The organism is Paraburkholderia sp. D15, from assembly GCF_029910215.1.
Classification (GTDB): domain Bacteria; phylum Pseudomonadota; class Gammaproteobacteria; order Burkholderiales; family Burkholderiaceae; genus Paraburkholderia.
Window position 1 is genome coordinate 2,038,426 of record NZ_CP110396.1, and the last position, 20,297, is coordinate 2,058,722.

Sequence of the window (20,297 nt, forward strand, 5' to 3'; positions counted from 1 at the left end):
CTAATGGTGGGGACATCATTGCAAGTTGCACGCCAATGGCGGCTTGTGTCTCAATCACGGCGATTGACAGAAAAATCACCGTCAAGATGGAACAAAATCAGAATTTAAATCGCCAAATCGGCAATTTCATTAACATGAAGAGGGCGGTGTTCCCATGCGTGCTACGTAACACACCGAGCGTTCGTAACGCCGCATGGACGGAGAACGAAAGCAAACTCGACCCGAGCCCACCACCGCAACGCCCGTTTGAAGACACCAAGAAAAAACCTCAAAAACACCTCAAAACGCCGCCGTATAAATCGCCAACGCATCCCCCTCGCTAACCGGCCGGGGGTTATTCACCAGCAGACGCGTCTGCAACATCGCATCGCTCGCCATCCGTTCGAGGCCGCTCCGTTCAATCCCGACGTCGCGCAACCGCGCCGGAATCGCGGTCGCCGCGATCATCCGTTCGAGCCGCTCGATCAACGCCTGCGTCTTGCTCTCGTCGCTACCGGCTACGCCCGGTACGACCACCTCAGCCAGTTCCGCGTACAGCCGCGCGGCGGCCGACGCATTGAAACGCAGCACATGTGGCAACACCAGCGCGTTCGAAAGACCATGCGGTACGTGATAAATCCCGCCGATCGGATAAGCGAGCGCATGCACCGCCGCGACCGGCGAGTTGGCGAATGCCTGCCCCGCGAACGTGGCGCCGAGCAGCATCGCCTCGCGCGCGGCCTGGTTGTGACCATTCTCGCAAGCGGGCAGCAGATTGCGCGACAGCAATTCCAGCGCCTTGACTGCGAGTAGATCGGAGACGGGGTTCTTCAAATGCGCGGACGTATAGGCTTCGATCGCATGCACCATCGCGTCGATGCCGGTCGCCGCCGTGGCCGCGACGGGCAACCCGAGCGTGAGCTCCGCATCGAGAATCGCGAGGTCGGCGATAAGCTGCGGCGCGACCACGCCCATCTTCTTCGCCTCGCCGACCGTCACGATCGATACGGCCGTGACTTCGGAGCCGGTGCCCGCGGTGGTCGGCATCTGCACGAGCGGTAGCCGCGCCACCGTTACCTTGTTCACGCCATACATTTCGCTGAGCGCCTGCTGCTGCTGGGGTGCGAGCACGGCGATCAGCTTCGCCACGTCCATCGACGAGCCGCCGCCGAGCCCGAGCACGAGTTCGGCGCCGGCCTGCCGCGCGCGCGACGTCGCTTCGAGCACGATGTGTTCGGGCGGATCGGCGATCACGTCGTCGATTACCGTGGCGTTCCAGCCATGCGCGGCGAGATCCGCGAGCGCGGGACTCAGCAGGCCGCTCGCGTGAAGAAATCCGTCGGTCACTACGGACACGCGTTCGAGCGCGGGAAATTGCGCGCGCAACAAGGCACCGAGACGGCGCGCCGCGCCGAATTCGACCACCAGCGTCGGCACGGTCTGAAAACGGAACGCGTTCGTCATGCCGCGTCTCCCTGCACCATGTGGCTCGTCACCTCGCGCCGGTCGAGCAGCGGAATGATGGTGCCGAAACCCAGGCGCTGGAAATGTTCGGTCTCGCGATGTTCGGCGAGGCCATTGGCGTCGCTGTACTTCTCCAGAATCACGAAGTGATCCGGATCGAGCGGCGAGCGGAAGAATTCGTAGTAAAGATTTTTGGGCTCGCCGCGCGTGGCGGCGGCGAGTTCCGTGAGGGGGCGGACAAGCGCGTCGCCGTTGCCGGGTTGGGCGAAATAATGGGCGATCACCTGCAGATAAGCTTGAGCCATCGATCACTCCGACAGGTTGGGTACGTCTCTCGTGAGTCTGCGTTTCAGCGTTCCGGGTCCAGCTTCCACCATTCGCTATCGCTGGTGGAGACCGCCACCGCGCCGTTCTTTAATGCATCGAATACGTCGCCCTTGTTGCAGACGAAACCCGACGCGACGATCGGCGGCAGTGCGTTGCGGTCCTGTTTGGACAGATGCGAAAGCATGGGCGCAGGCATCAGTTGTACCAGATTCGGGTCGCTCTGTTCGAGCGCCTTGAGACTGCGCGGCCACGTGGAGCGGTCCCTTCCACTATTGCTCGGCAGGTAGCACCGTGCGGCATGATCGACATTGATGTGGATGCCGAAATAAATCGTGCTGCGCTTGAGATCAATCATGCTTGGGCTTGCACGATCGTTTGACCCGGTCCCCAACACGACGAAACGTCCGCAAATCGATCGATCCAATTCCGTCATGCAAATTTAATATTGAGAATCATTCGCATTTAGGATAAATTGGCGCCCTGTCTTTTTTAGCAAGCGGAGCGAGGTATGTCCTGGAAAAACGGCGCGCTGTTCGACGTGCTGATCGGCCATCGGCCAATGCTCGTCGAACTGTCGCAAGGCGTGGTCGGTTGCCCGTGCGTTGCCGAGGACGTGGTGCACGACGTCTTCATCAAGCTCGTCGAGTTCCGCGACCAGGATGCCGTGCGTCAACCGCTGGCTTACGTCACGCGCATGGTGCGCAACGCGTCGATCGACGTGCTGCGCCGCCAGAGCGCGGAAGACGCCGATCACGTCGACGAAGACGACAGCCTGCACGTGCCGTCCCCGACACCTTCGCCGGAAGCCACCTTGCTGGCGCGCGACACGCTGCGGCATGTGTACGACGCGCTCGAACAACTGCCGCCGCGCAACCGCACCGCCTTCGAGATGGTGCGGCTGCACGAAGAGACGTTGCAGCACACCGCGCGCGCACTCGACGTCTCGCCGACCCAGGTGCATGTGATGGTGCGCAACGCGCAGCGTCACTGCGCGGTGAGTCTCGCTAGCACGAGTCGCAGCGAGCAGCTTGCGGCGCGTTCGTCCTTGCCTGCCCGCCCAGCTTGCGCGACGCGCGCCCCGAGATCGCGAAACTGAGCACGGCGAGGATCGCCACGCCCGCGCCGCCGTAGAGCATCACCCAGCCGAATCCTTCCATCAGCGCGGCATGCACGATGCTGCCGGTGGGATCGATCCGCGCGAGTCCGGGGATGCCGGCGTGGATCGCATCGACATTGCCGGCGGCGATTTTCTCCGCGAGACGCGCGAGCACCGCGCTATCGAGCGACGGGTCGTTGAGCACCGCATCGCCGAGCCGCGTCTTCAATCCGAACAGAATCCCGCCGACCAGGATCGCGCCCATCAACGCGATGTTGATCGCGAGCGTGATCATGCGCGCGCTCATGTCGATGCCCGAGGCCATGCCCGCGCGTTCGGGCGGCACCGCGGCGGTCGTCGTGTTGGTGACGGGCGTGTTGGTGAGACCGAGGCCCGCGCCGGCCAGCAGGCAACCGGGCATCATGCTCAGCACGCCAGGATGCGCGACGCTGCTGCCGAGTTTCATCAACAGAAAGCCGATGCCGATCGTCAGCAGACCGGCGGGGATCGCGATACCCGAGCCGTAGCGCAGCGCGAGGCGTTCGCCGAGCGGCGGAAACAGGAGTGTCGGCAGCGTGTAGGCGAGCAGCGCGAGGCCCGCGTTCACGCTGTCGTAGCCGAGGCCGATCTGGAAGTAGATCGGCAGATAGATCATGAACGGCCAGAAGCTGAAGTTCATTCCCGCCGAGCCCATCAGCGCGCCGGAAAACTGCGGGATGCGGAAGACCGAGAAGTCGAACATGGGCCGCGCGCTGAAGCGCTCCGCGCACAGGAAGGCGACGAACGCGAGCAGCGTCGCCGCAACGATCAGCATTGCGCGCGCGCTGGCGATACCGAGATCCGACGCCTGCGTGATGAAGTACACGAGACCGAATACCGCCACCGACAGCGTCACGATGCCGGCGACGTCGAGCGTATGCGCGTGCGGATCGCGCGATTCCTGCACGCCGCCGAACACCATCGCGAGAGTGACGATCGCAAGCACCGCGTGCACCCAGAACACCCACTGCCAGCTCGACAGTGCCGCGATCATCCCGCCGATGATCGGGCCGAAGCCGAGCCCGATCCCGAAGATGATCCCCCACGCGCTGAATGCGCGGGCGCGCTCGGGGCCATCGCTGAATTGATGCGATAGCACGGCCACCTGGCAGATCAGCATGACGCCACCGCTCGCGCCTTGCAGCAGACGCGCGACGATCAGCGTCGGCACGCTTTGCGCGAGACCGCAGATCAGCGACGTGATGCCGAACAGCGCGATGCCGATCACGAAGATGCGCCGTCGCCCGAAGCGGTCGGCCAGCGTGCCGGTCGCCATCAGCACCGTGGTGACCGCGAGCGTGTAGGCATTCATGATCCATTGCATGCCTTTGAAGTCGCCGTGCAGCACGCGTTCGAGCGTCGGCAGGATCACCGGCACGCCGGAGATTTCCAGGCCGAACATCAGCGACGCGAGACACACCGCGCCTAACGCGAGCGTGTTCTTGCGGATCGAAAACAAACCGGCAATGCGCAATGCTGCGCGTTCATCGCGCCGTGGCGGCGCGGTTGGACGAGTGGACATGAAGGGTTACCTCGAGAGTCGGTGAGCGATGTTTGTGTTCGTGCGTGTGTGTATATGTGTTTCGTTGCGTCGGGGCCCTGACGGAATTGCTAATATAGGGGGAATCAACGTCCCGATTGCGATGCCTGAATCCCAGCAATGAGTCGTGACAGGAACCAATGGCGCGCAATTCAGGACGCAAAACAGGACGCAAACAATGAGCGACATCCTCGAAGGTGTGACGACGTTCGTGCGCGTCGTCGAAACGGGCAGCTTCTCCCTGGCCGCCGAACGGCTGAACCTCACGCGCTCGGCGGTCGGCAAGGTGATCGTGCGGCTCGAAAAGCGGCTGGGCGTGCGGCTGATCAATCGCACCACGCGCAGCCAGAGCCTGACCGAGGACGGCCAGGCGTACTACGATCGCTGCGTGCGCGCGCTTGCCGAACTGGAGGCCGCCGAGGCGGATCTGGATTCAGGCCGCCGCGAGCCGAAAGGGCGTCTGCGGGTCAGCATTCCGCAGTGCTTCGGCCATCACTGCGCGGCGCCGGTGCTGCTGGACCTGGCGCGCCGGCATCCGCAATTGAAGATCGAGATGTCGATCTCAGATCGTTTCGTCGACGTGGTGGAGGAGGGCTTCGATCTGGTGGTGCGCGTGGGTCCGCTCGCCGATAGCGTGAGTCTCGCCGCCCGCAAACTGGGCATGCAGTACGCGAGCATCGGCGCGTCGCCCGAGTATCTGGCGCGACACGGCACGCCGCGTAACGTCGACGAGTTGCGCGGTCATGCGGTGATCGCCTATATGCGAGGCGGAACGGCGATGCCGTGGGATGTGATCGATGTCGACGGGCAGGTGCGGCGTGCGCAGGTGCAGCCGCAATTGGGTTTCGACGACATGCAGGGCATCGTGGATGCCGCCGTCGCCGGTTTTGGTCTCGCGTGGTTGCCGAGCTGGCTGCTGGCTCGGCACGCGGGCAAGGGCGAACTGGTGACGGTGATGGAGAACTGCTTCCGCCCCGCGCAGGAGATTCATGCGGTGTGGCCGAAGAGCCGCTATCTGCCGCTGAAAACGCGCTATGCGATCGACGCGCTGGTGGCCGGTATTCCGGCGATGATCGGCGCGTCGTCGGCGCAGTCGGTGTAGTCCGCGCTTTCCGCGCCGGGGCCGATGCCCGGGTGAGGCGAGACTCGCTGACCGGGTCCGTGCCGATGCCGGCAACGGACCCGGCGCCGCTTTACTAGTCGCTGTGTAGACGAGCTGGCAGACAAGCCGATTTCAGAACTGCAGCGTCGCGCTCGCGACCGCCGTGCGCGTCGCCGACAGCGACACGAACGAGCCCCACGCCGTGGTCCAGTAGCGTCGGTTGAACAGGTTGTTGATTCCCGCGCGGAACGTCACGTCCTGGCCGGCGATCTTCGTCTCGTAACGGCCGCTCAGGTCGTACGTCACATAGGCCGGCACGAACTGCGTGTTGGCGGCATCCACGGCCTGGTTGCCGACGTACTTGCCGCCAAACGCCACCGTCAACGGACGCAGATACGCCGGGTTGTATTCGACGCGTCCCGTCACCGTGAAGCGCGGCGCGCCATACACGCGTTTGCCTTCGATGTTCGGATCGTCGATGTCCACGGCCTTCGTGTCGAGCCACATCACGCCGCCCATCACGCGCCACTCGTTGGTCAGCGCGAGCCAGCCGCTTGCGTCGACGCCGGTGTAGCGCTTCGTGCCGTCCTGCACGAAGTAATTGGACGTGTTCGTGTAGTTGTAGTCTTGATCGACGTGGAACAGCGCGAGATTCGCGCCCCACTTGCTATGGTCCGTCTTGTAGCCGATTTCGTATTGCTTGCTGCGCAGCGGGCCGAACGTCGCCGGGTAGTTCAGATTGGTGTTGGCGGCCGCGCCGCCCTGTTCCAGCGACTGCACATAGCTCGCGTAGACCGTCGAATACGGATCGGTCTTGAACATCAGCGCGAGCGTTGGCGTGACCGGGCTCGCGCTGTATTGCGAGGTGATCGTCGCCGACGGGTCGTACACGTTCTGGCGATATTGCGTGTAGCGCACGCCAAGCAGCGCCGACAGACGCGACGTGAACTGCACGGTGTCGCTCGCGTACACGGCGGCCTGCGTGGTGCGCTGCTGGCGATAGAGCTCCGAGCCCACGCTGACTTCGTCGTTGGTCAGTAGCGTGGTGGTGTACAGGTTGCCGGTGCCGAGCGCGTAGCCCAGGTTCCAGCCCGTGCTGTTGCTGTACTCGCTGGTCTGCGACTCGAAGCCGGCGCCCACCACCACGTCGTGCTTGATGCTGCCGGTCTCGAACTTGCCCTGCACCATCGCGTCGACGTTCTGATAGAAATAGCGCGTCATCGCGGCGTAGAGCGTGTTCGTGTAGTTGCCGGCGCTGTCGCCCACGTACAGGAAACTATCCGAATTGGTGCGGTTCTCCTTGGCGAAGCGGTACTTCACGTTCGCATGCCAGTTCTCCGACAGACGGTAGTCGAGGCCCGTGCCGAACGAGGCCATTTCCGTCTGGTAGTAGTTTTGCGGCTGGGTCAGCGCGGCGCGATTGATCGTGCTCGCGTCCGGAATGCCGCCGGCGGTGGAGCCGAAGCCCAAACCGAACAGCGTGCCGTTGGTCTTGCGCTTCTGGTACAGCGCATCGACGGTCCACGTCAGATCCGGCGTGATGCGGAAGTCCAGCGCAAGCGACGCCACCTTGCGGCGCACGTGACCGTTGGCTTCGGCGGTATTGCCGTCCTCGTTGACGAGATTCAGGCGGAAGCCGAAGCGCTTGTCGTTGCCGAAGCGGCCGCCCAGGTCGATCGCCTCGGTGAACACGCCCGCCGACTTATAGCCGACGGTGACGCTGCGGTACGGGTCGTCGGTCGGCCGTTTCATCACGTAGTTGACGATGCCGCCCGGCGCGCCGAAGCCGTACATGAAGCCGGACAGACCCTTGAGCAATTCCACCTGCTCGAACGGTTCGAGCGACAGGTCGGTATCCCACGACGGGAACGACTGGCCGTCCACCTTGATGCTGTTCAGCGTGTCGATCGGCATGCCGCGCACGTTGAACATGGAGTTTTCGGCGAGCGCGTTGTCGCTGCTGATCGAGACGGCCGGGTCGTATTTGAACAGGTCGTTGGAGGTGGTGGCGAACAGGTCCTTCGCTTCGTCGCTCGTCACGACGTGGGTCGAGAACGGCGTATCGACCTGCTTGCGCGTGCCGAGCGCGCCGGCACCGACCGTGTCGGCCTGCGCGACCGGGGCGTCTTTCGCCGCCGAGACCTTCACCGCCGGCAGCGTGGCGCCGGCATCGCTCGCGGCGGCGGCTTGCGCCCATCCGCTCGACGACAGGGTGGAAAGCGTCAGGCCCACGCTGACGAGAAGTCCGGCGCTCAGCAGCGACGGAGCGCGACGCTGAGCGCGCGCGAACGCCGGACGCCCGGCGATAAAAGATTTCTGCATTTTGTTCGAATTGTTCGAATTGGACGGGCTACGGCCGCCGCGCACCGGCCCGGTGCGGACGGCGTGTCGCGCACGCCTGGCGAGTCAGTGACAGTTAAACGGACGGTGAAAATTTTTTGGCCGACGAATGGTAATGCATCTGATTCGCATTAACAATGTTTTTGAAAGGCTTTTGACAAGTACTGAGTCATCTATAAGACATCTATCGTAAGACCGAGGGTATTGGGCTGAAAGCCTTGTCTGGCGGGGCTCGACCCCATCGGCGCCGATGCGGGAATATGTTTGTTTAACAGCAAGTAGAGGAAAACACGCATATACTCACGGTCGGGCCGTAAAAAGTAGCGTCGTGCCATGCGCGCGGTTTTGCTGCTTCGTCGCACCTTGCCGGCTTAGCGCTACCAAACGCTCTGTCTTTCACTTCACCTAGCAAAGCATCGAACATGTCCACATCGCCGAAGATCATCTACACCCTGACCGACGAAGCGCCTGCACTGGCGACCTACTCGCTGCTGCCGATCGTCAAGGCGTTCACGCGCTCGTCCGACGTGATCGTCGAAACGCGCGATATCTCGCTTGCCGGCCGGATCATCGCTGCCTTCCCGGACTACCTGAGCGCGGAACAGAAGGGTTCCGACGATCTGGCCGAACTGGGTGGACTCACCACGCGTCCGGAAGCGAACATCATCAAGCTGCCAAACATCAGCGCGTCGGTGCCGCAACTGAAGGCCGCGATCACCGAACTGCGCGATCAGGGCTACAAGCTGCCGGCGTACCCGGACGTCGCGACCACGGACACCGAAAAGGACGTCAAGGCGCGCTACGACAAGATCAAGGGCAGCGCGGTCAACCCGGTGCTGCGTGAGGGCAACTCGGACCGCCGCGCGCCGCTGTCGGTCAAGAACTACGCGCGCAAGCATCCGCACAAGATGGGCGCGTGGACGGCGGACTCGAAGTCGCACGTCGCGCACATGAGCGGCGGCGATTTCTACGGTAGCGAGAAGTCGGCGCTGATCGCGGCGGCCGGCGCGGTGAAGATCGAATTGACGGCCGCGGACGGCACGAAGACGGTCCTGAAGGAAAAGACCAACGTGCAGGCGGGCGAGATCATCGACGCTTCGGTGCTGAGCAAGAATGCGCTGCGCAGCTTCATCGAGGCGGAAATCGCCGACGCGAAAGCGAACGGCGTGCTGTTCTCGGTGCACCTGAAGGCGACCATGATGAAGGTGTCGGATCCGATCATCTTCGGTCACGTGGTGTCGGTGTTCTACAAGGACGTGCTGACCAGGCACGCCGACGCGCTGGCGCAAGCCGGCTTCAACCCGAACAACGGTATCGGCGACCTGTACGCGCGCCTGAAGGATCTGCCGGCGGCGACCGTCGAGGCGATCGAGGCCGACATGAAGGCGCAGTATGCGGCACGTCCGCAACTGGCCATGGTGAATTCGGATAAGGGCATCACCAGTCTGCACGTGCCGAGCGACGTGATCGTCGACGCGTCCATGCCGGCCATGATCCGCGAGTCGGGCAAGATGTGGGGCGCCGACGGCGCGCTGCACGACGCCAAGGCGGTGATTCCGGACCGCTGCTACGCGGACGTCTATCAAGCCGTGATCGAAGACTGCAAGAAGCACGGTGCGTTCGATCCGGTCACCATGGGCACGGTGCCGAACGTCGGCCTGATGGCGCAAGCCGCCGAAGAATACGGTTCACACGACAAGACGTTCCAGATTCCGGCGAACGGCGTGGTCCGCGTGACCGACGCGAGCGGCGCGGTGCTGATCGAACAGCCGGTGGAAGCGGGCGACATCTGGCGCATGTGCCAGACCAAGGACGCGCCGGTGCAGGACTGGGTCAAGCTCGCGGTGAACCGCGCCCGCGCGACCGGCACGCCGGCCGTTTTCTGGCTGGACGCGGCGCGCGCGCACGACGCGCAGATCATCAAGAAGGTCGAGCAATACCTGAAGAACCACGACACCACCGGTCTGGACATTCGCGTGATGACGCCGGTCGAGGCGACGAAGTTCTCGCTGGAACGCATCCGCGCGGGCAAGGACACGATCTCGGTCACCGGCAACGTGCTGCGCGACTACCTGACCGACCTGTTCCCGATCATGGAACTGGGCACCAGCGCGAAGATGCTGTCCATCGTTCCGCTGATGGAAGGCGGCGGCCTGTTCGAAACCGGCGCGGGCGGTTCGGCGCCGAAGCACGTTCAGCAGCTGGTCGAGGAAGGTTTCCTGCGTTGGGATTCGCTGGGCGAATTCCTCGCGCTGGCGGCGTCGCTGGAGCATCTGAGCAACGCGTATCACAACCCGAAGGCGCAGGTTCTGGCGAAGACGCTGGATCAGGCTACGGGCAAGTTCCTCGACAACGACAAGTCGCCGGCGCGTAAGGTCGGTGGTATCGACAACCGCGGCAGTCACTTCTATCTGGCCATGTACTGGGCCGAAGCGCTCGCGGCGCAAACCGAAGACGCGGCGTTGCAGGCGCAGTTCGCGGGCGTCGCGAAAGCCATGGCCGACAACGAAGCGAAGATCGTCGAAGAACTGGGCAGCGCGCAAGGCAAGCCGGTCGATATCGGCGGCTACTACCGTCCGAGCGTCGAACTGACGAGCAAGGCCATGCGTCCGAGCGCCACGCTGAACAAGATCGTGGATTCGGTCGCGTAAGCAGGCGAATGCGGTAGCCGGCAGGGTCAGCAAGGCAAAGGCCAATCCCAACGCCGCGCAACCCGCATGCAGACAGGCAGTCAGCACGACGATGGCGCCCTCGGGCTCCATCGTCGTTTTCACGTCTACGGGGATGGCGGTCATGCGCGCCATCACACGTGAACGATTTCCCAGTCGCTGAGCTTCTCCGGAATTTCCAGCGACGACGTATCGTCGCCCTCCGACAGATGCGGGCAGATCAAGCCGCGCGCGAGGTCGTCGGCAGCCTGTTGCGGGCTGGCGAATTCGCCGAGCGTTTCGTTGCCGTACGTCGCTTCCCAACCATCCTGTCCCGGCAAAATGTAGAACGCTCCCTGGGTCGAGCCAAAGCGAAAGCCTTTCATTTTTAGTCTCCCAATTGCCATTTAAAAACCGCTGTGCCGGAGCGATCCTCTCGACTTCACTGCCTGAAGCGCCGGCTCTTGTAAAAGAGTCTACGTCAGCGGGTAACGGCGCAAGCGTCGGCCAGGTGGGGCGATCTAATAAAAAATAATCAATAAAAATAAAGACTTGTGCGTTTCATTTTGCGATGTGCAATGCGGGGCGACATTGCGAAATGGCGATTTTGTGCCACGCACCACGATTTTTTACGAAGCAAGCGGTCATGCCACATCGTGAAAAATTCCCGGTTCGGGCGACGGATCGGCAGCGCGTGGGCCGGGCAAGCATAAAAAAACGGGCGGCATGTCGATCCGACATGCCGCCCGTTCTGCATGAGCCTGGCGTCCCGATAACGGCCGCCCGATCAAACCTTAGCTCGACGTATAAGCCACATACGGTCCCATGCCGCCGCCGGTCGACGACTTGCCCGAAATCCCGTAATACACATGCCGGCCGAAGAAGAACGGCAGACCGAAGTCGAACTGACCGGTCATGTAGACGCCGATGTCGTTGAACGCATTGTTCGACGTCGCGTTCAGCGTCTGCGCGTTGGCGATGTTGAAGCCCAGCGTCACGCTCGACGGGCTGGTCGCGCTCAGCGTGATCGTACGGCCCACCGTCGACGTCGGCACGTAGTAGCTCGACGAGAAGTCGCGGGTGATCGTCGAGTCCGGGAAGAACATCACGGTCGAGCCGGAATCGAAGAACGTGTTGCTCTGGCGGACGCCGTTATACGTCGACGTGAAATCGCCGTTGATGTCCGTGCTGATCAGCGTCGCGCTCGTGCCGGCCAGTGCGTTGTTGGCCTGCGTATCGATGCCGAACACGAGCGTGCCTTGCGCCGACGCGCTGCCCATGTCGCCCACCTGGCCCATTTCCAGAATCACGCCGTTGTTGTCCTGCGCGAACAGCGTGACGGGATTGGTCACCTGGTTCAGGACGGGCGCCTTCGTCGGCGTACCGCTGTACGTGTAGTAATGCGTCGACAAGGCCGATACGGCGCAGGGCGAGCCGCAATCGTTCGGACTCACGCCGAGGCCGAGAATGCCGTTGGCGCCGATGTCGCTCGCCGTCGCCATCGCACGGCCCACCTGGCATTCGGACGGCGCGGCCGTCGTCAGCGCCGCGTCGCCGATCACCTGGATCGGCACCGTATTGGCGATTTCGCCCGACAGCACGAGCCCCGCGTTGCGGACCGTCCCCCACGTGTAGCCGCTACCGAACAGCGCGCATTCGGCGAGCGGCTGACCGCTGACCGTGTCGGCCGTGAGCGTATTGAAGGTCGCGTCCGGAATGGCGGAACGCACGAGGCGCAAACCGTACGAGCCCGTGTCGACGAGCACGTTCGGAATCGTGGAGCAGGCGGCGGTTCCGGTGGTGCCCGGCGTGCACAGCTTGATGGTGACCATCGGCTGGTTGTGCAGGCTGGTGCCCGTGACCGTCACCGACATCGTGTTGCCGGGACCGACGGCGGTCGGCACGGCGGACGCATCCGCGGCGAGTGCGCCGGGTGCTGTCGTGCCGACCGTGAGCGGCGTGTTGGTGTTGGAGTTGGTATTGGTGTTCGTGGGCGTGTTGGCCGTCGAGCTGCTGTTGCTGCTACCCCCGCCGCCGCCGCAGGCGGCCAGACTCAGGCCGAGCGCCGCGGCTATGATCCATGCGATTTTGCGCACTTGTATTCTCTCGTTCGATTTCTGGTTGAGTTACTTGATGTCGTCGGCGCTCAAGCCTTGCGGCAGCGCTTGCGGCAGATACGCACGGCCCACGAAGGCACCCATGTGTCCGCCCGTTTCGACCACCAGCCCCGTCTGATGCACGACGGCTGCGCCGTAGCCGCTGCCTTGCGCCGCGTGCGCGTCGGTGAGCGCCTGCACGTAGGTCGGGAAGTACGTCGCGAGCAGCGTCTTGAGCGGCGGCATGGTCGGGCCTTGCCAGCTCAGCGCGAACACGGTGTTGCTCGACGTGATGTACTCGTTGACCACCGTGCCCGAGGGCAGCGTTGTTTGGCTGACGGTGTACGCCGGTGTCGCGGCATTGCTGCTGGCCGCGAACCGCGCGACCGCTGCGCCGCCCGGGCTGGCCGCCCCCGCGCTGGTGCTGCTCGCCGTCACCGGATAGGTCGGCGCGCTGCCGAGGCCTGCGTAGGCGGGCGCGGCGGCAGCCAACGACGCGGCGATCGCCACGGCAATTCGAAGTTGACTCGTTATCATTATCTGGATTTGGAAGTTTTTCGGAAAACGCACACGAGCTGGTCCTCGCTCTCGCGTGTAACGCGATATTAGCGGGCGGCGTCGTATCCGGATCGAACGAATAGTCAGGCGAATCCGCTTCTGTTTGAAATTGAAAGCCTGCAAGCCGCGTGGTTCGGCATGCTCGAGCAGACGCTGGTGGACTTGAACGGACGCAGACGCAGACGCGGGCAGGTAGACACCCGCAAACGCAAGCACACTCAGGCAGTCGACTGCGCACCGCTGACCGGCGCCATCACCCGATTGCGGCCGGCGTCCTTGGCCGCGTACAACTGCGCGTCGGCGGCGGCGAGGAGCGCCGCCGCATCGCCGCCTTCGGGCGGCAGGCAGGCCGCGCAGCCGATGCTGACCGTCACATGTCCAGTCTGCGTCCCCTGATTCGCGAGGCCGGCCGCCTCGACGCGTTTGCGGATTTTCTCCGCGACCTTCAGCGCGCCGTCGAGCGTGGTGTTTGGCAGCAGCACCGCGAACTCCTCGCCGCCGTAGCGCGCGGGAAGATCGTCCGCGCGGCGCGTGCCGGACATGATGCGTTCGGCGACGACGCCCAGCACTTCGTCGCCGACCGCATGACCGTACGTGTCGTTAAAGCGCTTGAAGTGATCGATGTCGATGAACAGCAGCGCCAGCGACGTGTGCTCGCGCTGCGCGCGCCGCCACTCCTGCGCGAGCCGTTCGTCGAACGCGCGGCGGTTGCCGAGGCCGGTCAACGCGTCGGTGGCGGCGATGCGTTGCAGCGCGGCTTCCGCGTGCACCTTGTCGCGCAACGCGAAGGCGAACAGCCACACCACCACCACGTAGGCGCCGCCGAACACCACCGTCATCACGCCGGCCAGCAGATTGCGGCGACGCCATTCCGCCAGCACGTCCTGCACCGCCGGCGCGATACCGACGATGAGCGGCGTGCCCGGCACATGGGCAAACGTATAGAGACGCGAGACGCCGTCGAGCGAGCCGTCCGACGTGAAGTTGCCGGACGGATTGCGGACGATCGACGCGAAGTTCGCCGTCTTCGCGTAGTTCGAGCCGATGCCCAGACGCGCCGCCGGCCGGCTCGCGAGCAGGGTGCCGTTGTCGAGCACGATAAAGCCCGCGCCGTTGGGCCCGAGCGCGATGTCGTCGAGCAGACGCTCGAAATATTCGATCCGTACGCTGGCCATCGCGATGCCGTCGAAGCTGCCGTCGGGCGCGTCGATACGCCGGGACAACGCGACGGCGAGCGTGCCGTTGCGCACCTGCGCCGGGTAGGGATTCGACAGATAAAGCCCCGCCGATGCATCGTGCTGCTGCACGCTGAAGTAGTCGCGCTGCGCGAACGACTGGCCGGGATAGAGGTTGCCGCTCATCGACGCCTTCACGCGACCCTGCGCGTCGAGCACGTACGCGTCGCCGGCCGCGGGCGATTTCAGCGAGCGGTCGAACAGCACGCGGTCTCTGAGCGGCGGCGGTAGACGCCATGTTTCGGGTTGGCTCGCTTCGGCCACGACACCGAGCAGGGACGCGTCGTACAACTGGAAGTTGCCGGCGAGATCGCGGCTGATGAGGGTGGCGAGATTGCGGGAGCTGTCGACGGCGTGGCGGATTTCCTCCTCGCGGCTGTTGTAGAGCGCGAGGAAGGTGAGGCCGGCGAGCAGCGTCGCGGTGAGCATGCCGGTCAGCCCCGCCAGAAACGGATGCCGGCCGATCGCGCGCAACGCGCGCACACGCGCTTCGACGAACCGTCGCGTGAGCCTGTAGCGTAGGGTGAGAAGCCGTCCTGTTGACACTGCATGACTCCGGGCGGATGCCGGTCGATTCGGCGTTCGGAACGACGTCCGTCATCGCTTCTCGGCGTTGAGATTGAAGCATCGAAGCGCGCGAGGGTCAATTGCAGCGGAGGCAAGGCGGTGCAAGGCGCGGACCTCGGCGTTCGGCGTGCGACCACGCCGTGATGCAGGATCGATCAACCGTACCGCGCAGTGTCTTGAATATCGATTCGATGCGCGCGTCGAAGGCGAACATGCCGAACGGTGGAATGGGAATGGGCGCCCTAGATCGTCCCCTCCCGCTTCCCCACCTCATGCGCCCGCCGCAACCGCTCCCGGCTATTGCTCAAATGCATGCGCATGGCCGCCCGCGCATCGTCCGGGTCTTGCCGTTCGATCGCGCGATAGATCATCTGATGCTCGCCCAGCACGTTCCGCAGATGCTCGATATGGTCCAGCTCCGCGATCTCCGCGCTGCCGAGTCGCGTGCGCGGACTCACGGAGCGCCCCAACTGACTCAGCACATCGAAGAAATAACGATTGCCGCTGGCCCGCGCGATCTGCAGATGAAACTCGATGTCGTGCGCGACGGTATCCGTACTACCACGCTCCAGTTCCGACGCGAAGCGCTCAAGCGCCACGCGCATCTGCTTCAGATGCTGCGCCGAGCGTCGCGCCGCCGCGAGCGCGGCCGACGCCGCCTCGACGTCGATGCGGAATTCGATGATCGCCATCACGTCGAGCATGCTGGAGAGATCAGCGGCGGGTAAGCGCAAGGTTTGCTCCGAAGCCGGCGCGAGCACGAAGGTGCCGATCCCGTGACGCGTCTCGACCACCTTCGCCGCCTGCAGCCGCGAGATCGCCTCGCGCACCACCGAACGGCTCACGCAGAGCTGTTTCATCATCGCGACTTCGGTGGGGATGCGGTCGCCGGGCCGCAGCGCGCCGCGGCGGATTTCATCGGACAGGGTGGCCACCACCTTTTCGGTCAGGCTGCTCATTGCCGGGTTTCGCAGGTCGTCATGTCATTCGTGGATCGTAGCCCATAATTTTACCTTCAATCCAAGTCATCAGACGTCTTATTTTGACCATGAATGACAACGCAATCGCCCAAGTTGGGGGCCAATAACACCGTAAAGCGCTACCAGTAAGCCATGAATGCAAGGGTAAACACGGCATTGGAATGCCAACGCTGATCCCTGTAGACTGTCGTCAGACAACGTATCACAAGTTCAGCGTTCGACCCGCCCGCCCGCGTGGCCGACATTGGAGACAACCTTGACCTCTCTTTCCGCCCCGGCCACCGATCCGCTCGACTCCGCGGTCGCCAAAGTCAAGCGGCACATCCTGCCGCTGTTTCTGATCATGTTCATCGCGAACTACATCGACCGCGTGAATATCGGCTTCGTCAATTCGCACATGCAGACGGATCTGGGCATCGGCGCGGCGGCTTATGGCTTCGGCAGCGGGTTGTTCTTCATCGGCTATGCGTTATTCGAAGTGCCGTCCAACGTGTTGATGCAGAAGTACGGCGCGCGTGCGTGGCTGACCCGCATCATGGGCACCTGGGGTCTTGTCGCGGCGGCCATGGCGTTCGTCTGGAACGATACGTCGTTCTACGTGCTGCGCTTCCTGCTCGGCGTCGCCGAGGCCGGCTTCTTTCCCGGCGTGGTTTTTTACTTCACGCAGTGGCTGCCGCAAAAAGAACGCGGCAAGGCGGTGGCGGTGTTCCTCTCCGGTTCCGCGCTGGCGTCGGTGTTGTCCGGGCCGATCACCGGCAGTCTGCTGTCGATCCGCGGTCTCGGTCTGCAAGGCTGGCAGTGGATGTTCCTGATCGAAGGCGCGTTCTCGATCGTGCTGTGCGGCGTGAGCTGGATGCTGCTGAAGTCGCGCATCCGCGACGCGTCGTGGCTCACGGCCGAGGAGCGCAACGTGCTCGAAGCGTCGATCGCGGTGGAGCAGTCCGAGCGCGAAGCACGCGGCAGCGCGCACCTGCCCGCGATGAAACTGCTGAAGGACCCGCAGATCCTGCTGTTCTGCTTCCTGTACTTCGCGATCCAGTTGACCATCTACGCCGCGACCTTCTGGCTGCCGACGATCATCCGCAAGATGGGCGGTCTGTCCGATTTCCAGGTCGGTCTGCTCAACGCGATTCCGTGGCTGATCGCCATGGTCGCGATGTACTGCTTCGCGGTGCTGTCGGCGAAGTGGCGTCATCAGCAGGCGTGGCTCGCGGTGGCGCTGGTGATCGCGGCGTGCGGCCTGTTCGCCTCGACATCAGGCAATCCGGTGTTCTCGTTCGTGGCGATCTGCTTCTCGGCGATCGGCTTCAAAGCCGCGTCGTCGTTGTTCTGGCCGATTCCGCAGGGCTACCTCGATGCCCGCGTGGCCGCCGCGGTGATCGCGTTGATCAACTCGCTGGGCAATCTCGGCGGCTTCTTCGCGCCGGCCGCGTTCGGCTATCTGCAACAGCACACCGGCTCGATCACGGGCGGGCTGTATGGCCTTGGCGTCGCGTCGCTGGTCGCGGCGGCGGCCGGCTTCCTGACGCGCGACCGGCGCGTGGATCGCGATCCGATGCCGAAGCAGCCGTTGCCACGCAACGCGCACTGACTACGCTGACCGTCATGCGATCGATCATGCGCCACGCCCCTACTTCTTTCCGTCTCCCGGCGGCGTCGACCGCGAGCGCCTCGTCGCGCAACGCGCTTCGCTCGCCCGCGCACTAAACCAACAGGGCTCACTATCATGTCTACTGAGATGTCCACCGAGAAGTCCACCCCAATGTCCATCCAACCTACCCAGGCGAACGCCACGCCGACCGTGACCGAACTGCGCGTCGTGCCGGTCGCCGGTCGCGACAGCATGCTGATGAATCTGAGCGGCGCGCACGGCCCGTTCTTCACGCGCAACATCGTGATTCTGCGCGACAGCGCGGGCCACACCGGTGTCGGTGAAGTGCCGGGCGGCGAGAACATCCGCAAGACCATCGACGATGCGCGCCCCTTCGTGGTCGGCCAGTCGATCGGCAATCTGCAGGCAATCCTCAACAAGGCGCGCACGCAGTTCGCCGATCGCGACGCAGGCGGCCGCGGTCTGCAAACCTTCGATCTGCGCACCACCATTCACGCGGTGACCGCGCTCGAAGCCGCGCTGCTCGATCTGCTCGGCCAGCATCTCGGCGTACCGGTCGCGGCGCTGCTCGGCGAGGGCCAGCAACGCGACGAAGTCGAGATGCTCGGCTATCTGTTCTATATCGGCGACCGCAACAAAACCGATCTGCCGTACGCGAGCGGCGCGGATGGCCGCGACGACTGGGAACGGGTGCGGACGGAAGAAGCGATGACGCCGGAGGCCGTGGTGCGTCTCGCCGAAGCGGCGCAAGCGCGTTACGGTTTCAATGACTTCAAGCTCAAGGGCGGCGTGTTGCAAGGCGACGCGGAAATCGAAGCGGTCACGGCCCTCGCCGAACGTTTCCCGGACGCGCGCGTGACGCTCGATCCGAACGGCGCATGGTCGCTCGCCGAAGCGGTGCGTCTGTGCCGCGACCAGCACGACGTGCTCGCCTACGCGGAAGATCCGTGCGGCGCGGAGAACGGTTATTCGGGCCGCGAGGTGATGGCCGAATTCCGCCGCGCGACCGGTCTGCCGACGGCGACCAACATGATCGCCACCGACTGGCGTCAGATGGGTCACGCCATCCAGTTGCAATCGGTGGACATTCCGCTCGCCGATCCGCACTTCTGGACCATGCAGGGCTCGGTGCGCGTCGCGCAGATGTGCAACGATTGGGGCCTCACGTGGGGCTCGCATTCGAACAACCACTTCGACATTTCACTGGCGATGTTCACGCATGTCGCAGCCGCCGCGCCCGGCAAGATCACCGCGATCGACACGCACTGGATCTGGCAGGACGGTCAGCGTTTGACGCGCGATCCGCTGCGGATCGTCGGCGGCAAGGTGAAGGTGCCGCAGGCCGCGGGCCTTGGCGTGGAGCTGGACATGGATGAGCTGGAGAAGGCGCACGCGTTGTACCGGCAGCACGGTCTCGGCGCGCGCGACGACGGCGTTGCGATGCAGTACCTGATTCCGAACTGGACCTTCGACAACAAGCGTCCGTGCCTCGTGCGCTGAGCGGCGAAGCATTCGCGCGATCAGCAAGCGTCGCCACCCAAACAAACGCCGCCGGTGAACTGCCCCGGCGGCGTTTGTGTTGTCGAAGAGCGCGTAGACCGCGCTAGCCGCGTGACGGCATCCTCGGTTACTGGCAAGCCTTGCCGTGATCCGCGCGATAGCCCTTCGCCTTGGCATCCGCCTCGGACATGTACTCGCCCTGTTTCGTCTTACCGTAGTACTTGTCGCCCGAGCAGTGATAGACCTTGGTGCTGGTATTGACCCACACCTTGCCCGGACCGCCGCCCGCGGCGGGCGCAGCCGACATCGCGGCCATGGGCTTCGGCGTCGTGGCCGACGGTGCGGAGGCCGCGCTCAAGGTGCCGTTCTTGCTGTCGGGGCTGGTGCTGGCTGCCGCGCCGCTCTTGCCGCTCGCCTTCTTGTCGACGCCGCCGTGACCCCGGCACGCGCCCTTCATGGTGGCGCCGGAATACGACGTGCCGTCCTTGCAAACGGCGCTCACCGCGTTCGACGATGCCGCCATCGGCGCGCTCGCTTGCGCGAACACGGCGGACGATGCGAAGGCCGCGCTCAACGCGAGTATCAGCAAAGGCTTGTTCATTTCGTTGCTCCCCAGGAAAGCACGACGGTTACGTGCGTTTCCCAGAAACGTTAGCCATCCCGATTACGTTGACCGCGGTGCAGACCCTTAAGGGTATTTAACAATTCGACGCATCAAACGGACACGCTCACAGCAGGGATTTCCCCTGGGCGAGTATCTTGTCGCACACCTGTTTGGTGATCTGCTGCTTCAGGCCGCCGCCGCTCAGGTCCAGCTGCTGACCGTTGCCGCTTTTCAGAATGCCCTGGGCGCCTTGCGTGTAGCCGCTATCCGAGGTGGACGAGCCGCCGGGCAGTTTGCTCATCAGCGAATCTTTTACCGACGACGCGCCGTTGCCGCTGAGGTAGTTGTTCTGGATGCAGAACTGCAGCACGCCGGCGACATTGCCGGTGCTGCCCGAGGTCACGGATTGTCCCGACAGCGCGCCGCCCAGTCCGCCGAGATTGCCGAGTCCGCTGCCGCCGGAACCTCCCGAACCGCCGCCCTGCTGAAGCAGATTGCCGAGTTGCGCATGGGCCGCCGTGAGCGGCAAACACGCGGTGAGAAGGATGCCTGCGATTGCGGCCCGATACGTGCCTGCTTTCATGCTCGCCTCCGTCTACGGGTTTTGAAG

Annotated in this window: 16 protein-coding genes and 1 pseudogene; 5 read left to right on the forward strand and 12 right to left on the reverse strand. The window is 64.0% G+C overall.

Annotated elements, in window-relative coordinates; all coding sequences use genetic code 11:
• Positions 1-279: 279 nt before the first annotated feature.
• The 3 genes and pseudogenes from LFL96_RS28905 to LFL96_RS28915 all read right to left on the reverse strand — a co-directional run.
• A complete protein-coding gene (locus tag LFL96_RS28905) occupies positions 280-1,443 on the reverse strand; it encodes an iron-containing alcohol dehydrogenase (protein ID WP_281001315.1) in 1,164 nt (387 codons plus the stop codon).
• Positions 1,440-1,748 (reverse strand): putative quinol monooxygenase, encoded by a 309-nt coding sequence (locus LFL96_RS28910; protein ID WP_281001316.1) that lies wholly within the window; start codon positions 1,746-1,748, stop codon positions 1,440-1,442. Before LFL96_RS28910 ends, LFL96_RS28905 begins: the two co-directional genes overlap by 4 nt.
• A gap of 44 nt (positions 1,749-1,792) precedes the next feature.
• Positions 1,793-2,032 (reverse strand): annotated as a pseudogene (locus LFL96_RS28915) (glycerol-3-phosphate responsive antiterminator); the annotation flags it as partial.
• A gap of 246 nt (positions 2,033-2,278) precedes the next feature.
• Here LFL96_RS28915 and LFL96_RS28920 point away from each other — a divergent pair.
• A complete protein-coding gene (locus LFL96_RS28920) occupies positions 2,279-2,866 on the forward strand; it encodes an RNA polymerase factor sigma-70 (RefSeq protein ID WP_281001317.1) in 588 nt (195 codons plus the stop codon).
• Here LFL96_RS28920 and LFL96_RS28925 read toward each other — a convergent pair.
• On the reverse strand, positions 2,775-4,427 hold the full coding sequence (locus LFL96_RS28925) for an MFS transporter (protein ID WP_281001318.1): 1,653 nt from the start codon (positions 4,425-4,427) through the stop codon (positions 2,775-2,777). The genes LFL96_RS28920 and LFL96_RS28925 overlap by 92 nt on opposite strands.
• Positions 4,428-4,623: 196 nt before the next feature.
• Between LFL96_RS28925 and LFL96_RS28930 the strand changes: the two genes are divergently transcribed.
• Positions 4,624-5,547, forward strand: a complete 924-nt coding sequence (locus LFL96_RS28930) for a LysR family transcriptional regulator (protein ID WP_281001319.1) — start codon at positions 4,624-4,626, stop codon at positions 5,545-5,547.
• A gap of 132 nt (positions 5,548-5,679) precedes the next feature.
• On the opposite strand, the gene LFL96_RS28935 is transcribed toward LFL96_RS28930, so the two are convergent.
• Positions 5,680-7,869 (reverse strand): TonB-dependent receptor, encoded by a 2,190-nt coding sequence (locus LFL96_RS28935; RefSeq protein ID WP_281001320.1) that lies wholly within the window; start codon positions 7,867-7,869, stop codon positions 5,680-5,682.
• A gap of 440 nt (positions 7,870-8,309) precedes the next feature.
• On the opposite strand from LFL96_RS28935, the gene LFL96_RS28940 reads away from it, so the two are divergent.
• The gene (locus LFL96_RS28940) at positions 8,310-10,538 is read left to right on the forward strand and encodes an NADP-dependent isocitrate dehydrogenase (RefSeq protein ID WP_281001321.1); all 2,229 of its coding nucleotides are present in this window, start codon (positions 8,310-8,312) and stop codon (positions 10,536-10,538) included.
• Positions 10,539-10,690: 152 nt separating this feature from the next.
• Here LFL96_RS28940 and LFL96_RS28945 read toward each other — a convergent pair whose 3' ends face one another.
• The 5 genes from LFL96_RS28945 to LFL96_RS28965 all read right to left on the reverse strand — a co-directional run bounded on the left by LFL96_RS28945 (position 10,691) and on the right by LFL96_RS28965 (position 15,950).
• On the reverse strand, positions 10,691-10,921 hold the full coding sequence (locus tag LFL96_RS28945; protein ID WP_281001322.1) for a hypothetical protein: 231 nt from the start codon (positions 10,919-10,921) through the stop codon (positions 10,691-10,693).
• Between the two features lie 408 nt (positions 10,922-11,329).
• Entirely contained in the window at positions 11,330-12,631 is a 1,302-nt protein-coding gene (locus tag LFL96_RS28950) for a DUF3443 domain-containing protein (protein WP_281001323.1), read from the reverse strand.
• A gap of 30 nt (positions 12,632-12,661) precedes the next feature.
• A complete protein-coding gene (locus LFL96_RS28955) occupies positions 12,662-13,168 on the reverse strand; it encodes a DUF2844 domain-containing protein (protein ID WP_281001324.1) in 507 nt (168 codons plus the stop codon).
• 239 nt (positions 13,169-13,407) lie between these two features.
• Positions 13,408-14,970 carry a diguanylate cyclase gene (locus tag LFL96_RS28960; RefSeq protein WP_281001325.1) on the reverse strand — a complete coding sequence of 521 codons (1,563 nt, stop codon included), beginning with the start codon at positions 14,968-14,970 and terminating at the stop codon, positions 13,408-13,410.
• 263 nt (positions 14,971-15,233) lie between these two features.
• Positions 15,234-15,950 carry a FadR/GntR family transcriptional regulator gene (locus LFL96_RS28965; RefSeq protein ID WP_281001326.1) on the reverse strand — a complete coding sequence of 239 codons (717 nt, stop codon included), beginning with the start codon at positions 15,948-15,950 and terminating at the stop codon, positions 15,234-15,236.
• Positions 15,951-16,227: 277 nt separating this feature from the next.
• On the opposite strand from LFL96_RS28965, the gene LFL96_RS28970 reads away from it, so the two are divergent.
• A complete protein-coding gene (locus tag LFL96_RS28970) occupies positions 16,228-17,562 on the forward strand; it encodes an MFS transporter (protein WP_281001327.1) in 1,335 nt (444 codons plus the stop codon).
• A gap of 171 nt (positions 17,563-17,733) precedes the next feature.
• Complete coding sequence (gene gudD, locus LFL96_RS28975; RefSeq protein WP_281001328.1) at positions 17,734-19,083, forward strand: glucarate dehydratase; 1,350 nt, start codon at positions 17,734-17,736, stop codon at positions 19,081-19,083.
• A 127-nt stretch (positions 19,084-19,210) separates the two neighbouring features.
• Here gudD and LFL96_RS28980 read toward each other — a convergent pair whose 3' ends face one another.
• On the reverse strand, positions 19,211-19,684 hold the full coding sequence (locus LFL96_RS28980; protein ID WP_281001329.1) for a hypothetical protein: 474 nt from the start codon (positions 19,682-19,684) through the stop codon (positions 19,211-19,213).
• 127 nt (positions 19,685-19,811) lie between these two features.
• Positions 19,812-20,270 carry a DUF2501 domain-containing protein gene (locus tag LFL96_RS28985; RefSeq protein ID WP_281001330.1) on the reverse strand — a complete coding sequence of 153 codons (459 nt, stop codon included), beginning with the start codon at positions 20,268-20,270 and terminating at the stop codon, positions 19,812-19,814.
• Positions 20,271-20,297 lie beyond the last annotated feature (27 nt).